At 32.1% G+C, this 18,728-nt stretch carries 13 protein-coding genes and 1 pseudogene; 8 read left to right on the forward strand and 6 right to left on the reverse strand.

All coding sequences use genetic code 11. The annotated features are described in order from the left end of the window. Positions 1–194: 194 nt before the first annotated feature. Entirely contained in the window at positions 195–1,187 is a 993-nt protein-coding gene (gene nadA, locus ACFSSE_RS14875; RefSeq protein WP_379048080.1) for a quinolinate synthase NadA, read from the reverse strand. A 446-nt stretch (positions 1,188–1,633) separates the two neighbouring features. On the opposite strand from nadA, the gene nadB reads away from it, so the two are divergent. The 3 genes and pseudogenes from nadB (at position 1,634) to ACFSSE_RS14890 (ending at position 5,055) form a co-directional block, all read left to right on the forward strand. Continuing rightward, positions 1,634–3,223: an L-aspartate oxidase gene (gene nadB / locus ACFSSE_RS14880; protein WP_379048083.1), complete on the forward strand. Its 1,590-nt coding sequence runs from the start codon at positions 1,634–1,636 to the stop codon at positions 3,221–3,223. Between the two features lies 1 nt (position 3,224). Beyond that, a complete protein-coding gene (locus tag ACFSSE_RS14885; RefSeq protein ID WP_379048086.1) occupies positions 3,225–3,734 on the forward strand; it encodes a gamma carbonic anhydrase family protein in 510 nt (169 codons plus the stop codon). A 205-nt stretch (positions 3,735–3,939) separates the two neighbouring features. Then, a pseudogene (locus tag ACFSSE_RS14890) lies at positions 3,940–5,055 on the forward strand (DUF389 domain-containing protein). A 23-nt stretch (positions 5,056–5,078) separates the two neighbouring features. On the opposite strand, the gene ACFSSE_RS14895 reads toward ACFSSE_RS14890, so the two are convergent. The 5 genes from ACFSSE_RS14895 to ACFSSE_RS14915 form a co-directional block, all read right to left on the reverse strand. Continuing rightward, on the reverse strand, positions 5,079–6,686 hold the full coding sequence (locus tag ACFSSE_RS14895) for an Ig-like domain-containing domain (protein WP_379048089.1): 1,608 nt from the start codon (positions 6,684–6,686) through the stop codon (positions 5,079–5,081). 130 nt (positions 6,687–6,816) lie between these two features. Then, the gene (mnmG, locus tag ACFSSE_RS14900) at positions 6,817–8,679 is read right to left on the reverse strand and encodes a tRNA uridine-5-carboxymethylaminomethyl(34) synthesis enzyme MnmG (protein WP_379048092.1); all 1,863 of its coding nucleotides are present in this window, start codon (positions 8,677–8,679) and stop codon (positions 6,817–6,819) included. Between the two features lie 43 nt (positions 8,680–8,722). After that, on the reverse strand, positions 8,723–8,971 hold the full coding sequence (locus ACFSSE_RS14905; protein WP_379048095.1) for a CBU_0592 family membrane protein: 249 nt from the start codon (positions 8,969–8,971) through the stop codon (positions 8,723–8,725). After that, positions 8,971–10,827, reverse strand: coding sequence for an ABC-F family ATP-binding cassette domain-containing protein (locus ACFSSE_RS14910; RefSeq protein ID WP_379048098.1), 1,857 nt, complete (start codon positions 10,825–10,827; stop codon positions 8,971–8,973). The genes ACFSSE_RS14905 and ACFSSE_RS14910 overlap by 1 nt, the downstream gene beginning before the upstream one ends. Further along, complete coding sequence (locus tag ACFSSE_RS14915) at positions 10,824–11,480, reverse strand: nucleoside-diphosphate sugar epimerase (RefSeq protein ID WP_379048101.1); 657 nt, start codon at positions 11,478–11,480, stop codon at positions 10,824–10,826. The genes ACFSSE_RS14910 and ACFSSE_RS14915 overlap by 4 nt, the downstream gene beginning before the upstream one ends. 91 nt (positions 11,481–11,571) lie before the next feature. On the opposite strand from ACFSSE_RS14915, the gene ACFSSE_RS14920 reads away from it, so the two are divergent. From ACFSSE_RS14920 to ACFSSE_RS14940, 5 genes are all read left to right on the forward strand, one after another. Beyond that, the gene (locus ACFSSE_RS14920) at positions 11,572–12,282 is read left to right on the forward strand and encodes a pirin family protein (RefSeq protein WP_379048104.1); all 711 of its coding nucleotides are present in this window, start codon (positions 11,572–11,574) and stop codon (positions 12,280–12,282) included. 176 nt (positions 12,283–12,458) lie between these two features. After that, on the forward strand, positions 12,459–13,334 hold the full coding sequence (locus tag ACFSSE_RS14925; RefSeq protein WP_379048107.1) for an SDR family oxidoreductase: 876 nt from the start codon (positions 12,459–12,461) through the stop codon (positions 13,332–13,334). Positions 13,335–14,129: 795 nt separating this feature from the next. After that, entirely contained in the window at positions 14,130–17,225 is a 3,096-nt protein-coding gene (locus ACFSSE_RS14930; protein ID WP_379048110.1) for a PAS domain S-box protein, read from the forward strand. Between the two features lie 3 nt (positions 17,226–17,228). Next, the gene (locus tag ACFSSE_RS14935) at positions 17,229–17,624 is read left to right on the forward strand and encodes a response regulator (protein WP_379048113.1); all 396 of its coding nucleotides are present in this window, start codon (positions 17,229–17,231) and stop codon (positions 17,622–17,624) included. Between the two features lie 176 nt (positions 17,625–17,800). Next, entirely contained in the window at positions 17,801–18,196 is a 396-nt protein-coding gene (locus tag ACFSSE_RS14940; protein ID WP_379048116.1) for a hypothetical protein, read from the forward strand. Positions 18,197–18,728 lie beyond the last annotated feature (532 nt).

Consider the following 18,728-nt stretch of genomic DNA (forward strand, 5'->3'; position numbering starts at 1 on the left):
AATTTATTGTTTATAAATAAACCTTTATTAAAGCTTATTTCATTTATGTTAGCTACAAATTTGATAATAAAAAATGCCTTTTTATAAATTAAAAAGGCATTTTTTATTATCATTATTAAATCAAGTTTATTACTGAATTGGTTTTAAGTTCAATTAATAATTCTGTGTGTATTAAAGGTTGTTTATTGAGAAATTTACAACCCCAACCTAGCAGATATTTCTAACATCCTTTCAATAGGTTTTCTTGCTCTATCAATAATTTCACGTGAAACATCAACTTCTGGTAATTCATTTTTTAAGCACAAATACAATTTTTCTAAAGTATTACGCTTCATGTGCGGGCAGTCATTACATGCACAAGCATTATTTGGTGGGGCAGGGATAAAAGTTTTATCAGGACTGCTCTTTTCCATTTGGTGAATAATACCTGACTCTGTAGCAACTATAAAAGATGTAGCAGGGTTGTTCTTTGTATAATTTAACAAACCTGTGGTAGAACCTATATAATCTGCTATTTCTAAAATTGCTTCTTCACATTCGGGATGTGCTATAAACTTAGCTTCTGGATGACGTTGCCTTAATTTGCTAATTTTTTCACGAGCAAATATCTCGTGAACCATACATGCACCATTCCACAAAACCATATCACGCCCAGTTTTCTTTATCACATAAGCACCTAAATTTTTATCAGGTCCAAATATAATTTTTTGGTCTTTTGGTAAGCTGTTTACAATTTGAACCGCATTGCTAGATGTACAAACAATATCACTCATAGCTTTTAGCTCTGCAGTGCAGTTCACATAAGTAATTACCAAATGATCTGGATATTTTTCTTTAAACTTTTTAAATAAATGTGGAGGACAGCTGTCAGATAATGAACATCCTGCTTTACTATCAGGTAATAAAACTTTTTTATCTGGCGATAAAATCTTTGCTGTTTCGGCCATAAAATGCACACCTGCAAAAACTATCATACTGGCATCAGTTTTAGCAGCTTCTTGTGATAAGCCTAAACTATCACCAATATAATCTGCAATATCTTGTATATCAGATTCTTGATAGTAATGCGCTAATATAACTGCATTCTTTTCTTTCTTTAGTTTATCTATTTCTACAAATAGATCTAAGGTTGGGTCAATGTATTCATCAACAAAACCTTTTAAATTTATTTCTTCTGCTGTATTCATTTCGTTCCTCAAATGTATAAAATCAAAATTTAGCTTTTTCCACTTTTCTAATAACAAACAATTTTTATATAAATAAGGTACTATTATTTATTAAGGTGTTAGTATAGTGTATAAGTTATGTCTTTTTTCTTTTGATATATTAGTATTTACTAAATGCTAACAAGTTGTTAACAATAGATTTATATTAAGATATTGATTATCAGCGACCTTTATATTAGCAATTTAAATATTTAATTTTTATACCGTTAATGGTTTAAAATTTAAAAACGTTAGTTACTTCTATTTTTTGTGTGATGTTTTAGCTCACAAATAAATTGTATTTTAGTAAAACAATAGGTTGTTAACAAAAATTAAAACTTTTCATTATTTGTTTACACAAAATTAACACCTTTATGTAGTTTATAAACATTTAATAAAGGTTAATTAAAGAATATTATTTTATACACATGAAGAATGTTGATTACTTAGTTATTGGATCTGGTATTGCGGGATTAAGTTTTGCCCTTAAGGCAGCAAAACATGGTAAAGTTCTGATAGTTACAAAATCAAACGAAGATGAATCCAACACTAAGTATGCCCAAGGCGGCGTTGCTGTAGTTGTTGATAAAGAGGAAGATTCTTTTGAAAAACATATTTCTGATACTTTAATTGCTGGCGATGGCTTGTGTAATAGAGAAATTGTAGAAATTGTTGTTAAGGAAGGACCAGATAGAATTAATGAAATTATTGCTTACGGAACTCAATTTGATAAAACAAAAGGAGGTGTTTACGATTTAGCTAAAGAGGGCGGACATTCAGAGCATCGTGTTTTACATTATAAAGATATTACTGGTTTTGAGATTGAGAGAGCCTTATTACAAGAAATTCATGAAAACCCAAATATCGAGTTATTGTCTCATTTTTTTGTTGTCGATTTAATTACGCAGCATCATTTAGGAGAACATGTAACTCGCCAATCTGATGATATAAAATGTTTTGGTGCTTATGCTTTGGATAGCAATACAGGTAAAATAGAAAAATTTTTAGCTAAAATAACTCTATTAGCTGCTGGTGGTGCTGGGCATATTTATAGCAGTACTACCAACCCAACTATCGCAACTGGTGATGGTATTGCAATGGCTTATCGAGCGAAAGCGAAAGTAAGAAATATGGAATTTATTCAATTTCATCCTACAGCTTTATATAATCCAGGAGAATATCCATCCTTTTTAATTTCTGAGGCTGTTAGAGGTTTTGGAGGTGTTCTAAGAAGAAAAGATGGTGTGGAATTTATGTATGAGTATGATGAAAGAGGATCACTTGCACCAAGAGATATAGTTGCCAGAGCAATTGATAATGAAATGAAGAAATCAGGTGATGATTTTGTTTATTTAGATATTACTCATCGTAAAAAAGCAGATATTTTAACGCATTTTCCAAATATTTACGCAAAATGTTTATCTATTGGTTTAGATATGACAAAGGATAAGATACCCGTTACTCCAGCTTGCCATTATATGTGTGGTGGAGTTTTGGTTGATGCTAATGGACAATCATCTTTACAAGGTTTATATGCATGTGGTGAAGTTACTTCTACCGGTTTACACGGCGCTAATAGGTTAGCTTCTAACTCTTTATTAGAAGCTCTGGTTTTTGCACATCGTATTTATTTAGATTCTAAAGATAGATTAAGTGAGTTTTCTGTACCTGATGGTATTCCTGATTGGAACGATAAGGACACTCAACTTTCTAACGAAGATATTTTAGTGATTCATAATGTGAGAGAAATGCAAAAGATGATGAGCGATTATGTAGGTATTGTTCGTTCAGATTTTAGATTAGATAGAGCGATGAGACGCTTACGTTTGTTATACGATGAAACCGAGGATTTCTATAAAAAAACAAAATTATCTGTAAAATTATGTGAGTTGCGTAACTTAATCCAAGTTTCATATATCGTTATAAAATCTGCTACAGAACGTAAAGAAAGTAGGGGATTACATTATACAACAGATTACCCAAAACATACTGAAGTTTTAAAAGATACCATTTTATAATATGCCATTAATTCTCCCCGTTAAAGATAAAGCTCCCGTTTGGGGCGATGATTGTTTTATTGCAGAAAACGCTTCCATTGTTGGTGATGTAATAATGGGTAAAAATTGTTCTGTATGGTTTAATACGGTCATCCGTGGAGATGTAAATACCATTACCATAGGTGATTATACCAATATACAAGATGGGACTGTAATTCATGCAACTTATTTAAAAGCTGCAACTACTATAGGTTCTTATGTTTCTATTGGACATAATGCTTTGGTGCATGGTTGTACTTTAAAAAATAATGTTTTAGTGGGTATGGGTGCAATAGTAATGGATAATGCTATAGTAGAGGAGTTTGTAATTGTTGCCGCAGGAGCTATTGTTTTAGAAAATACCATTTGCGAAAGTGGATATCTGTATGCAGGTATTCCTGCAAAAAAAATTAAACCTATTACTGAGGAGCAAAGAGAATTATTAAAAAAACTACCTCATAATTATGTGATGTATGCTGGTTGGTTTAAGTAATTGTTACCATAAATAAAGTATGAATTTTTTTAAAGTATTTGATTTTATTAATCTTCATAATGGTGAGGATGTAAGAGAGAAGGTTTTATTAAATGTAAAGTCTAATATTTCTTTTAGAGGTGCTAATTTATGGATACTAGCATGTGCTATTGTTATTGCTTGTGTAGGCTTAAATGTAAACTCTACTGCTGTAATTATCGGTGCAATGCTTATTTCGCCGCTTATGGGGCCTATAGTAGGTGCAGGTTTTGCTTTAGCTATTTATGATTTTGAATTATTAAAGAAGTCAGGAAAGAATTTACTAATTGCAACATTGGTAAGTTTGAGTGTGGCTTTTATTTATTTTTTAGTGAGTCCATTTTAGGAGTCTCAATCAGAAATATTAGCTCGAACCTCTCCTAATATTTATGATGTTCTAATTGCTTTTTTTGGTGGTTTGGTAGGTGTAATAGCAATCACAAGGGTTGAAAAAGGAAATCCAATTCCAGGCGTTGCCATAGCTACTGCTTTAATGCCACCACTCTGTACAGCTGGTTATGGTTTAGCGATAGGAAATTTTTCTTTTTTTTTAGGTGCATTTTATTTGTATTCTATAAATTGTTTTTTTATCTGTTTTTCTACTTTTTTAATCATCAAATTTTTAAAATACCAACCGGTATCAGGCTTAAATCCTAAGTATGAAAAGCGTATTAAATTAGGAATTACCTGTTTAATATTAGTAATGACCATTCCAAGTTTTTATCTAGCATATAGACTTTTAAATCAAAAAAAATACAATCATAAAGTAGAAGAATTTATAAATAACGAATTTACAAGTAACGGTTATATTGTTATTTATAAAAATGTAATGTACGACACTAATCCAAAAAGAGTTGAGTTAGCACTTTTGACAAAGCAATTTAATGTTAGCGAGATTATAAAACTTCAGAAAAGACTATCTCAGTATGGGATTTTGGAAACAAAACTGGTGATTAGACAAGATGAAAATGATATAAAAAGCGAAATATTGTCAGAAATAGGGAATCAGAATAAAAATATATCAGAAAAAGATATAGTAATCAATAAATTGCAAAGGGAGCTTGGGGAGTACAAAATTGACAACTCTGAGGCACTGAAAGAAATTTCTATTTTATTTCCGGAACTTAAGAACGTATCAATTGGTAGACATTTAAAAAACGAAAATACAGACAGTTCGAAAGTTGTAACTGTGGTACTTTATCAACGAAGTAAACCAAAGGATATAGTTGATATAAAGAGGATTGAAAAATGGTTGAATCTGAAATTTAAATCAAATAATACCATATTAATTAGGCAAGAATAAGTATGTTTAGGACTTATAAAATTTTAAAAGACCTTGGGTATTTCAATAGCTTCTTCTCTATCCCAGTTTGCTCTTGTTAGTATTTCTTTATCAAAAACATAAATTTTTTCTGGCTGCAATTTTAACCTTAGGTTTCCGGTATCGTATATGCCGTTATTATTCATATCCTCAATAACTTTTATAAAATACTTACCAGTGGGTATATAATTAAATTCTAAAGTCGTGTTTTGGGTAATTCTTCTTTCTTTATAAATATCCCCTTTTTCTGTAGTTAGTTGAATAATGTAGTTTTTTGAACTGTCAGCTTTGCTAACTTTTAAACTTAATGTTCCGTAATCTTCCACATCATCTAATTCAAAAGCTAATTTTAAACTTTTGTTTGTATTACCATAAATATCTGTTACGGCACCATCCTCCAAAACCAAGTTGTAAGCTTTTTTTAACTGCCAATTGTATTGTAGTTGGTATTTTCTTTCTGAAGGAGGTAATTTTTTTATCTGTAATCCATTTAGTTTAGTAGAATCAACATATAATGATATTTTACTTTCGTCTATTTTTGCAATTGGTAAATTGAAGGTAAGTGTTAGTGGGTTTAAAGGGGCAATTTTACCATCTGATAGGTTGTTGTTGAATAGTATGGTTCTTTTGTATTCATCTTTACTGCCTCTTCTAAAAGTAATGGTATCTAAAGGTGTTTTATCACTATTTATAACCACTTTTAAAGAGTCAAAAGTAATTTCTCTTAACCATAAACCAACGGTATCACCTTTGCTGCTAAAGTCAATTATTGGGTTCTTAATTTCATTATTTCCTAAAAAAGTTAAGCTTGGTTTGCTTATAGGTTTATTGAATATCAAGCTTATTTTCCCATCATTCTCTAGTTTTTGTTCCGTTGTTCTAAATACTTCTGGAATTTCTTTAAATAGTTTTAAAACTATCTCAGATGTATCTTTATTTAAATTGATAGAATCTTTTAAAAATGCTATTTCTTCGTTTGGAGAATTATAAATTCTATCAGATCCGGTTTCTTGAAGTGCATAAATTCTATAAGTATCTTCTCTTAAGTTTTTTAAACTAAAATTACCTGCACTATCTGTTATTGTATAAATTGATGGTTTCTTTTTCCCAAAAATAGAATCTCTGCTAATAGGCAAAATAAAAACAGTTACGTCCTTTACTTCTTTATTATCTAAAGCACTTATTACCTTTCCTTTTATTTGTAATGAGTCTAATTCAGGTCCTGTTGCAAAAACATAACTATAGTTTTTTAGTGTGTTTGATTCATTAACGTCTTGTATGGCTTTTCCAAAATTTATGGTGTAAGTTGTATTTGTTTCTAATGAATCCTTAAAATCAATAATTAAGCTTTTTTGTTTTATTTTGAATAGGGGAGGAATCTCTTGAGCCGGCGAAATTGATATTTCTGTAAATTCACTGTTTAATTTAAAATATTCATCAAAAGTTATTTGAATATTATCTTCTTTAAAATTTGTTGTTAAGTTTCTAGGCTTTTCTTGCAAAACTTCTGGAGCCGTGGTATCCCTTGGTCCACCTTCAGGAGTTTGCAAACTTGCGCAAGCTGCAAGTAGTAAAATTGAAAATAATAGGGTTATATTATATGTGTTTTTCACTAATTTCTTTTTAAGCTTAATTTTATTTGATTTAAAGAGTTTTTTAGTTTTTATGAATATTATGATTAAAAATATTTTTTCTTTCTTTAAATCTAAAATTTACAAACAATTGATTATCAAATAATTATATTTATCTGCTAATATGAACCATTAAAACTGAGATATCTGATGGTGTAACTCCAGAAATTCTAGATGCCTGACCTAAAGTTCTTGGTTTTATTTTCATTAGCTTTTCCCGAGCTTCTTTTGATAATGATTGTAAGGAATGATAGTTAAATTCTGAATTGATTTCTTTATCCTCCATCTTTTTCATTTTATCAATAATCTCTAATTCTTTCTCAAAATAGCTATCATACTTTATTTTTATTTCTGCTTGTTCAATGGTTTCTCTATCAAACTGATTTAAGTATTCGTCAAATTTTGCAGACATTTTTCTAATGTCGTCTGTGGTAATTTGTGGTCTTCCCAATAAATTATGAACTCTCGCATTTTGAGTAATAGTGCTAGTTCCTAACTGCTCTAATAACGGGTTTGCAATGTCCTTATCAACAGAAACATCTTTTGCGTGTTGAATGATAGCTAACGAGTTTGCTATTTTTTGATTTACTTTCTCTAATCTTTCATTATTAACTAAGCCTAATTTATGAGCAATAGGCGTTAATCGTTCATCTGCATTGTCCTGTCTTAATAGTAAACGGTGCTCTGCTCTAGACGTGAACATTCTATAAGGCTCTTCTGTTCCTTTAGTTACTAAATCATCAATTAAAACACCAATATAAGATTCAGACCTTTTTAGAATTAAGTCCTCTTTACCATTTATTTTTTGATGTGCATTAATACCAGCAACAAAACCTTGTGCAGCGGCTTCTTCATAACCTGTAGTTCCGTTTATTTGGCCGGCAAAGTATAAGTTATTAATAAGTTTAGTTTCTAAACTTAAGTTTAATTGAGTAGGAGGGAAGAAATCATATTCGATGGCATAACCAGGTCTAAACATTTTTGCATTTTCAAATCCAGGAATTTGCCTCAATGCTTTTTGTTGTACGTCTTCTGGTAAAGATGTTGAGAATCCGTTTACGTAGATCTCTACTGTATTCCATCCTTCTGGTTCTACAAATATTTGATGTCTTTCCCTTTCCGCAAATCTGTTTATTTTATCTTCTATAGAAGGGCAATATCTCGGTCCTAGTCCTTTAATTCTGCCAGTAAACATTGGAGATTTTTCAAAACCTTCTTTCAAAGTCTCATGTACTTCAGAATTAGTATAGGTAATCCAGCAGCACCTTTGTTCTTTAGATATTGTTGTATCTGTATAAGAGAATTTCCCAGCATCACTATCGCCCCATTGTTCTTCCATTTTAGAATAATCTAATGATCTTCCATCAACTCTTGGCGGCGTACCAGTTTTCATCCTACCAGATTCAAAACCTAATTCAACCAGTTGCTCTGTAATTCCTGTCGCTGCTCTTTCTGCAGTTCTTCCTCCGCCCATCTTTTTTTCACCGATATGAATAATTCCATTTAAGAATGTTCCGTTTGTTAAAACAACAGCATCAGCTTCAATTTCTATTCCTAATGACGTAATCACTCCGCAAGCTTTCCCTTCCTTAACAATAAGTGCTGACACCATGTCTTGCCAAAAATCTACATTTGGTGTTTGTTCTAAAGTTAAACGCCATTCTTCTGCGAAACGCATTCTATCAATTTGCGCTCTTGGAGACCACATTGCAGGCCCTTTGGATCTGTTTAGCATTCTAAACTGTATAGTGGTTTTGTCTGATATAATCCCAGACTGACCACCCATAGCATCAATTTCTCTAACAATTTGTCCTTTTGCTACACCACCCATAGCAGGGTTGCAACTCATTTGTGCTATGGTACCCATGTTCATAGTGACCAATAAGACAGAAGAGCCTAGATTCGCCGCTCCAGCTGCCGCCTCGCATCCGGCATGACCTGCACCTACAACTATTACATTATATTTTTTAAACATTTTAATCTTGTTTCACGTGAAACATAATTTTCACGTTTTAAATTTATTTTGTTTCACGTGGAACATTGCTTTTAAACAAAGCTAGTGTTGCCGTGAAAGACCATATTAGATTTAATATCACAAAGGGGTAAAAGTCAACCATCCACGACGCGTAGCCACTCAATAAACCTCCAATTGCGTTAAATAGTGCGTAAGATTTGCTTTTATTATCTAACCTTCCTGATATGTTTAAAAAGAAGGCGATCAATAATATACCTACACCAATTGATGCAATCCAGTTTGCGGCACTCATTATTCGCTTAAAGTTAACCACCTAAAAGACTTGTCTTCTAAGTTTTTATTAGCTACTTCTATAAGTTTTGCTATCGCTGAAAGCTCTTCATGAGATTTTCCTTCTTTATTCAAATCTTCTGTTAAAGATTTAATTTGAATTTCAATGTGAGAAATTTCAGCTTCTAATTGTTCTAGTTCTAATTGCTCTTTATAAGTTAGTTTAGTTTTAACTGTTTCTTTTTTTTGTTGAACAGGAACAGGTGCAGCTTTGTTTTCTTTGGCTTGCGCTTTTGCAATTTCTAAATCTTCTCTGTAAGAAGAGTAGTTTCCGTTGTAAATTCTAAGATTACCGTCTCCTTCTAAAACAAATAATTGGTCTGTTAATTTATCAACTAAGTATCTATCGTGGGAAACCAATAATAAAACACCGGGGTAATTTTCTAAAAACTCCTCTAATACATTTAAAGTGTCGATATCTAAATCGTTGGTAGGCTCATCTAAAATTAAAAAGTTTGGGTTTTTAATTAACACCTTCATTAGGTGTAAGCGTTTTTTCTCGCCTCCACTTAGTAAACTTACAAAACCATGTTGTTTTTTAGGTGGAAACAAAAAATGTGTTAATAGCTGCGATGCAGAAATGGTTTTACCATCTGACATGGTAATAAACTCTGCTATATTTTTAACGACATCGATTACACGCTCACTTTCATCAAAACTTAAACCAGATTGATGGTAATACCCAAAAACAGTTGTTTCGCCTGTAACTACCTTTCCTTTATCTGGCTTAATTTCATTGGTGATGATATTTAATAAAGTAGATTTTCCTGTTCCGTTTTTCCCAGTTAAACCAATTTTATCACCTTTTTTAAATACATAACTAAAATCACCGATAATATTTTTTTCCTGAAACTCTTTACCAATATGGTGTAATTCTAAAATTTGCTTGCCTTGTCGGCTAACTTTCATATCAAGAGTTACACTATCTTTGTTAAACTGCCCTTTAGTTTTGTCTTCTAAATCATAAAAAGCATCAATTCTTGCTTTTGATTTTGTACCCCTAGCTTGAGGCATTCTTCGCATCCACTCTAGTTCTTTTTTAAGCAAATTCTTGTTTTTTGCTAAAACTGTACTGTTAATTGCGTCTTGTTCTGCCTTTTTTTCTAAATAGTAGGCGTATTTTCCTTTATAGGTATAAACTTGTCCGTTTTCAAGTTCTATAATTTCATTACAAACATTGTCTAAGAAATACCTATCGTGGGTAACCATTAAAATGGTTTTTCCTCCGGTTGTCAAATAGCTTTCTAACCACTCAATAGTATCAATATCTAAATGGTTGGTAGGTTCGTCAATTACATAAACATCAGGTTCGTCAATTAAAAGCTTAGCTAGGCTTAATCTTTTACGCTGCCCACCAGATAAAGTGTCTATCTGCTGGTCTAGATGATGAATATCTAAACGGCCTAAAATGGTTTTAATTTCATGCTCATATTCCCAAGCCTCCAAATTGCTTAGTTCCTCTGTAAGCCTATTTATTTCATCAATATCCGGATTCTCTTTTTCCAACAGCTCTTCGTATTCTCTAATAATTTGTTGCTGTCTGTTGTCTAAACTAAATATAAAATCACTAATGCTTTGTCCGGCTTCAAATTTTGGATCTTGTTCTAAATATCCAAATCTAATGTCCTTCGCTTTTACTACCTTTCCTTCGGTAGGTTTTATTTTTTCTGCTAATAATTTTAATAAGGTTGATTTTCCTGCTCCATTTACGCCAACTAAAGCAACTCTTTGCCCTTGTTGTAGCCCAAAAGTTAAATTTTTAAATAGCCAATAATCATTAAATGCATGGCTCAATTGTTCTGCTGATACTATACTCACACTAATTTTTTAATTTGTTCTGAATTGTGCACAAAGATGCCTCTTTTATTTTTAATTGATTCATTAAACATTGCTTTAGCTACATCTTCAGCCTCAATGCTTTTATATTTTTGTAACGGACCAACCAATACTAAATCAACTAAACTCATTATTGGTAACATTAGTTTTTCTAAAGGTCTGTTTTCTTCTCTTTCGCCTCTTAAAAATGATGGTTGGTAAATATTTATTTCTTCAATAGGTAACGCTTTAATAGCATTTTCTATTTCACCTTTAAGTTTTGTATAAAAGTTGTTCGATTTTGAATTTGCACCTAATGAGCTTACTAAATGATATCTTTTTAAACCACTGACAATACCTTGCTTGGCAAAATGTAAAGGAATATCATAGTCCACTTTTCTGTAATCTTTTGTATTTGGAGTTTTACTTTTTGTAGAACCCAAGCAACAAAATATTTGAGAAGCAGTAATATCTTTATCTAATTGATTAAGATTATTAAAATCTGTCAAAGTTTGCTTTAGTTTAGGATGAGACATCTCTAGCCTTTTCCTAACAAATACATTCACTTCCTCAAAAGCATCACTGTTTAACAGTAAGGGCAACAAGTAACTGCCAATTAGTCCGCTTGCACCTAATAATATTACTTTTTCTTTCATAATTAGCTAAGATATCAGCCACAAAAATACACATTTAACAATTGGAATAAAATTTGTATGTTTAAACATGTATTATTAAATTTTTGAAATCATGAAAACTATATTTCATCCATCAACAGAAAGAGGCTTTAATAGCTTTGGTTGGTTAAAAAGCTATCATTCATTTAGTTTTGGAGCATTTAACGACCCCGAAAAAATGAATTTCGGTTTACTTAGGGTATTGAATGATGACCACGTAGAGCAATCTATGGGTTTTGGCACACACGGACATGCAAATATGGAAATAGTAAGTATTCCATTATCTGGAGCGCTAAAACATAATGACAGTACGGGTAGAGAGGAAATTATTAAATCTGGAGATGTGCAAATTATGTCTGCTGGCTCTGGTATTAAGCACTCAGAATATAATGCCTCAAAAACAGAACCTGTAGATTTTCTTCAAATTTGGGTTTTCCCTAAAGTTGAGGATATTGAGCCAAGGTACGAGCAAGTATCTTTTAACGAAGCAGACAAAACGAATAAGTTTTTAACAGTTGTATCTCCAGATGAAAATGACGGATCAATTACAATAAAACAAGACGCTTGGTTTTCTCTAGGTAATTTAGATGCTGATTTGAGCTTAGATTATAAATTAAATAATCCCGAAAATGGTGTTTATATATTTCTTTTAGAAGGGAATATAGTGGTTGAAGATAAAAATTTGAATAAAAGAGATGCTATTGGTATTTATGAAATTGAAAAGGTTAGTATCCATGCTAAAACTGCTTCAAAGGTGTTAATCATAGAAGTTCCAATGAAATAGAAGTTTTTTAAATGTTTTGATGATAAAAGGTTTTTTTGAGAGGAAAAAATCTTTTTTTGCTTTAGCGCATATTTTAGATATATTTATTATTGTGGCATTTTTAAACCAATAAAATGTAATTAAACAAGCCTTAAAGTAAAATTCTTTAGGTTTTAAACCAATTTAAATAAAGCGAAATGTATAACGAACCAATGTTAAGAGACAATGCACTAAAAAATAAAACCTATGTAGTAACAGGTGGTGGTACTGGCTTGGGTAAAGCTATGAGTACTTATTTACTTCAATTAGGCGCAAATGTGGTCATCACATCGAGAAAGCTTGATGTTTTACAAAAAACTGCTGAGGAGTTAGAAGAGAAAACTGGCGGTAAGGTTTTAGCAGTTGCTTGCGATGTGAGAGAAGCAGAACAGGTAGAAAATGTTTTAAATGCAACTTTGGATCGCTTTAAAACTGTTGATGGTTTATTAAACAATGCTGCCGGAAATTTTATCTCACCAACAGAAAGACTATCAGCAAATGCTTTTAGTACCATTATAGATATTGTTTTAAAAGGAACAGTAAATTGTACTTTGGCTTTTGGTAAACATTGGATTAAAGAAAAACAACCTGCTAGTATTTTAAATATCGTAACCACTTATGCTTTTACAGGCTCTGGTTATGTAGTGCCATCTGCTTGTGCAAAAGGTGGTGTTTTAGCAATGACAAGGTCTTTAGCTGCCGAATGGGGCCATTATCAAATTAGGTGTAATGCAATTGCTCCAGGACCGTTTCCTACAAAAGGTGCTTGGGATAGGTTATTACCAGGAGATATGGCTAAAAAGTTTGATTTTAAAAACAGAGTGCCTTTAAAAAGAGTGGGAGAGCACCAAGAATTAGCAAATTTAGCAGCTTATTTATTATCAGATTTTTCTGGATATATAAATGGCGAGGTTATTACTATAGATGGAGGTGAGTGGTTACAAGGTGCCGGGCAAATGAATGGTTTAGAAATAGTAACTGATGAAATGTGGGATGGTTTAGAGCAAATGATTAGAGGTACCAAAGGCAGTTAAATCAATATTCGCTCTAATAAATTTTATCAATATTCTTAAAACTTCACAAAGCAAAAGACGATTGATCAAGGCGGATTTTGTCTCTTGATTTCCTGTGCTTTTTATTTTTACTACCAAACACTAGAACCTTCCTTATCAAGAAAAGCCATTTTTTGGCTATAATATTTAAAGAACATCAGCCACTCAGCTTTTAGAGCTGCTATAAACCGGAAACAGGTAAGCGGATTCTTTTGTTTGTGAAAAATATTCTCATGACTTTTTAAAGTCATGAGGTTTCTTTTAGCGTCTCCATGATTTATTCTTAACAAAAAATAAATAAAAACATAAATTATAAGGAGATATCAGGGTAGTGAAACCTGTAATCTCCCTGTTAAGTCCCTTTAGTTTGTGGAAATTTTAACCTCTTTTTGAAAAATATTTTGGAGGAACCTAAATTTTATTGAAGTGAAGAAATTATAACTTAACGATTAGGTTTATAATAAATCTCTGTACTAATTTTAGCTGTAAGCCTAAAGCCTGTATAAATACACCATAATAATCTTCTAATCGTAGGATAAACGTAATATTAACGTAGGATAAGTATTTGCTAACCGTGGTTTAAGTATTAGGATAAGCGGTTAAATGACAAAAAACTTCTTTGGTAAGTGTAAATAATTGAGATTTATAGTTATTTAATTAAAAGTGAAATAGGAAGTTTGTATTTTTAAATAAATGTTAAATTGCATTACATATTTGAAAAACATGCGCTACAGAGTAGCGTATATTTACTAGTTAGCAAACATTTAATAAAACCCAATGAAAGTTAATATATCCCATATAGACAAAGATTATTACCTAAAAGAAGAGTTATATAATTTATTAAAAAAAGACGACAAAATATTTGATTTTATTCAAAACGTTTGTCTAGATGGTTTATGGTTTTGGGATTTAGAAAAACCAGAAAACGAATGGATGAACCCCGTGTTTTGGAAAACACTAGGCTACAATCCAGATGAAATGCCTCATAACCCCAGTGCTTGGCAAGATATCATAAACAAAGACGATTTAAAGCTAGCCATAGATAATTTTAATAAACACCTGTCTGATGAAAATCATCCTTACGATCAGATTGTACGCTACAGACACAAAGATGGACATATTGTTTGGATAAGGTGTAAAGGAAATGCCATACGAAATGAAAATGGGAAGCCCGTTCGCATGCTTGGCATTCATAACGAAATTACATCATTCAAAAACAATGAGTTAAGGTATAAATCATTGATTGAGGGTACAAACGTAGGGACTTGGGAATGGAATGTACAAACAGGAGCAACAGTATTTAATGAGAGATGGGCAGAAATTGTAGGCTACACCCTTGAGGAGCTGGCACCAATAAGTATAGAAACATGGATGAAACTGGCACATTCTGATGACTTGGAAGAATCCGGCAAAAGACTAACTGCTTGTTTTGAGAAGAAATCTGAATTCTATGAGTTTGAAGCCCGGATGAAACATAAAAATGGACATTGGGTTTGGGTCTATGACCGTGGAAAAGTATTTGAATGGACAGAAGACGGAAAACCTTTGTGGATGTATGGCACCCATCAAGATATAAGCATAAGAAAAGAAGCAGAACAACTAAAAAATGAAGTGCTTGAAAGGTTTGAGTTAATAGGTCATCATATTCCAGGAGCTATTTATCAATTTCAACTCAACCCAGATGGCTCTTCTTGTTTTCCCTATACTAGCCCTGGAATAGAAAGTATATATGGCGTAACATCAGAACAGGTTAGTAATGATGCATCTTCTGCCTTTAAAGTCATTCACCCAGATGATCTAGAGAAAGTAAGTAAAACCATTCAGGAGTCGGCAAATAACTTAACACCATGGACAGACATATATAGGGTGATATTGCCCTCGGGCGATACTAAATGGCTCCAAGGCAATGCTACACCTCAAAGAAAGCCCGACGGAAGCATTTTATGGCATGGCTATATTCAAGATATCACTGACAGAAAACTAAAAGAAGAAACTCTAAGGATTAGTGAAGAAGCCTTCAGGGGAAATTTTGAAAACGCTGCTGTGGGTATGGCTATAATTAGCCCAAAAGGTCAATGGCTTAAAGTGAATCAAAAGGTTTGTGAAATTGTAGGATACCCCGAAAAAGAATTGTTAAATCTAACTTTTCAGGATATCACCCACCCACATGACTTACATACTGACCAAGCTTTGCTCAATGAAGTGATTGAAGGAAAGAGAAGCCATTATCAAATGGAAAAAAGATATTTTCATAAGAAAGGGTATCTTGTCCATATCATACTTGCTGTATCGGTTGTAAAAGATACAGAGGGTGAAATTCTTTATTTTATTTCTCAAATCATTGACATTTCTAAAAGAAAAAAACAGGAAGAGGAATTAAACTACCAAAAAAATCTGCTTTCATCGTTTTACAATCTTTCACCTATCGGAATAGCATTAAATGATTATGATACAGGGCGATTTATTGATGTAAATGACAAACTTATTGAGCCAACAGGGTATACAAAAAAGGAGTTTTTATCACTTAGTTATTGGGATGTAACTCCAAAAGAGTACGAAAACCTTGAAGCCATTGCTCTTCAACAAATGGAAGATAAAGGCAAATACGAAATGTTTGAAAAAGAGTATATCCGTAAAGACGGTTCAAGATATCCTGTATCACTGCAAGGTGTTGTGGTAAAAGATACAGAGGGTAAAAAGCTAATATGGTCATTGGTAAGAGACATTAGCCAGGAAAAAGAAGCCGAAAGAAAATTGAGGGAAGCTATTTCAAACTTACAGGCTGTATTAGATGCCAGTAAGCAGGTTTCTATTATTGCCATGGATACGGAAGGACAAATTACACTTTTCAACTCAGGAGCAGAAAAAATGCTTGGTTATAAAGCAGAAGAATTAGTGGGGAAACATACACCAGCTATTATTCATCTGCCTGAAGAAGTTGAAAATGAAAGCAAAGCACTTTCTGAAAAGTATGAAAAGGAAATACGTGGTTTTGAAACCTTTGTTTATGAAGCTAAAATTGGTCAGCCAAACACAAAAGAATGGAGCTATAAAAGCAAAAATGAGCACATAATTCCTGTTTTGCTTTCAATAAATAAAATTGAGACTGAAAATACTATTATAGGCTATTTAGGAGTAGCTACTGATATTACAGAGCTTAAAAAAATAGAAAATGAAATCAGATCCCTACTAAGTATAACCGAAAAGCAGAATGACCGATTGAAGAACTTTGCCCATATAGTATCTCATAATTTGAGATCGCATAGCGGTGGTATTTCTGGTTTAATAGAATTGTTACAGTTAGAATATCCTGATTTAGCAAGCAACGAGCTATTGATATTACTAAACATGGGTGCCGAAAACCTAAAACAAACAGTAGATGACCTAACAGAAATTGTAAAAGTAAATCTTACTACCGATGAGCTTCAGCACATTCAACTATCAAAGGTTATTGAAAAAAATATCAAAAGCTTATCAATTCAGATAAGTAGAGCAAGAATTAAAATACTTAACGAGATTCCTGATACAGTTAAAATCCAAGGAATTGCGGCCTATGTTGATAGCATTGTTTTAAATATGATAACTAATGCGATTAAGTACAAAAGTGAGGATAGAGAATCATTTTTGAGAATTTATTGTGAAGAAGATAAAACAACCCTAACCTTGTATTTTCAAGATAATGGTCTTGGCATTGACTTAAAGAGACATGGAGATAAACTCTTTGGCATGTATAAGACTTTTCATCGTCATGATGATTCGAGAGGCGTGGGATTGTTCATTACCAAAAACCAATTAGAAAGTATGGGCGGTAAAATATCCGTAGAAAGCGAAATAAACATAGGTACAACTTTTAAAATAACATTAAAAAAATAGATTATGAAAAAAATAGATTTAGTATGCATAGTGGATGATGACCCAATGCATGTATTTATTACAAAAAAATATATTGAGCTATCGGGTCATGTTGAAAAAATAATCGTTTGCAATAATGGAAAAGATGCGTTTCACACGCTACAGGAACTAATAACTAACAAAGAGACACTTCCAAAAATAATCTTCTTGGATTTAAATATGCCCGTTTGGGATGGATGGCAGTTTTTAGATGAGTTTACGAAAATACCAACTGAAGATACTATTACGATTTATATACTTACCAGCTCAAATAGTGATGCTGACATTGAAAAAGCAAAACAATATAGTTTGACAAGTAATTATTTAATAAAACCTATTAGTCAAAGCCAATTAAAAGAAATAATAGCAGACCACTTATAGATGGAAAACGTTTGCTAACAACACCTACCCAAAAGGCGGGGTTTCGTGTTCCAAAGACAGTTTTGTGGTTAATCAAACATTAGTTTTTCAAATCAAGTTTTGTGGTAAAAGTCCCGCCCTTCGGGTAGCTGCAAAACGTTATTAATCAAAATTCCAGACAACAAACATCTTCAATTATGTTCAGTAACCTTGATGTAGATAGAAGTAAAGTTGAAAACAAAGCTGTTTTTCAAATTAGTTTGACCTATAGAATTTTTCAAATCTTGGTTAATTCATATTTTATTTTTATTGTTCCGGCCCTAACTCTTTCTTATACAATTCAGCATTCAATGTTGAAGAAAGACCTTTTTGGTGAAGTCATGTCTAATTTGGTTGCTTTAGCATTTGCAGTTTTCTTTTTCTTCTATTTCAAGAATCCGTATAGGCTTATTAAAATAAATGGTGGAAACGTATATAAAAATAGGGAAATCAGTAAACAAGTTCTTGAAAAAATGGAGTGGGAAATCATTGTAGAAAGGAACGATCATATTATTGCTAGTCCGCCCAGTATCTACGAAAGACAAATAAATTAATATTTGATCAAAACAATATACTTTTAAGTTCAGTAAGGTTTGGTAGGGAAAAATTTGTTGTGAGCCTCCATCAAGACAATGCCGACAAGTTCCAAGAAGAATTCAAAAACTTACAGAATTGAAAATACTGCTATTGCTAAAGTCTTTGGAGGATTTAGGGATTTTAGTTTCTAAAACTAAGGGAAAAGATGTCATCTATATCAATTTGAAGCTTTATAAGCTGCTCAAAAAAGAGGAATTAAACGTGGGTAAAAAGTTCCCACGTTCCAAAAACATGGGTAATAAAACCAAAAAAACGGACACGTTCCAAAAACGTGGGACATTTTGGGACATGAAATTTTTGATTATAGAGAATTCACTTCGGTTTTGAATCTTATTTGTGTTTTAGAATCAGGTTCTGGATTGATTATTACAAAATTAACTCAGTGTTTCTCTGTGTAAAAACTCCGCGAACTTTGTGTTTAAATAAACCCAAATTACGCAATAGGATTTTAAGATCTGTTAAAAAGGTTATTTTTTCTAATGCGTAGCA

Source organism: Pedobacter alpinus (assembly GCF_042684645.1).
In the GTDB taxonomy this organism is placed as follows: domain Bacteria; phylum Bacteroidota; class Bacteroidia; order Sphingobacteriales; family Sphingobacteriaceae; genus Pseudopedobacter; species Pseudopedobacter alpinus.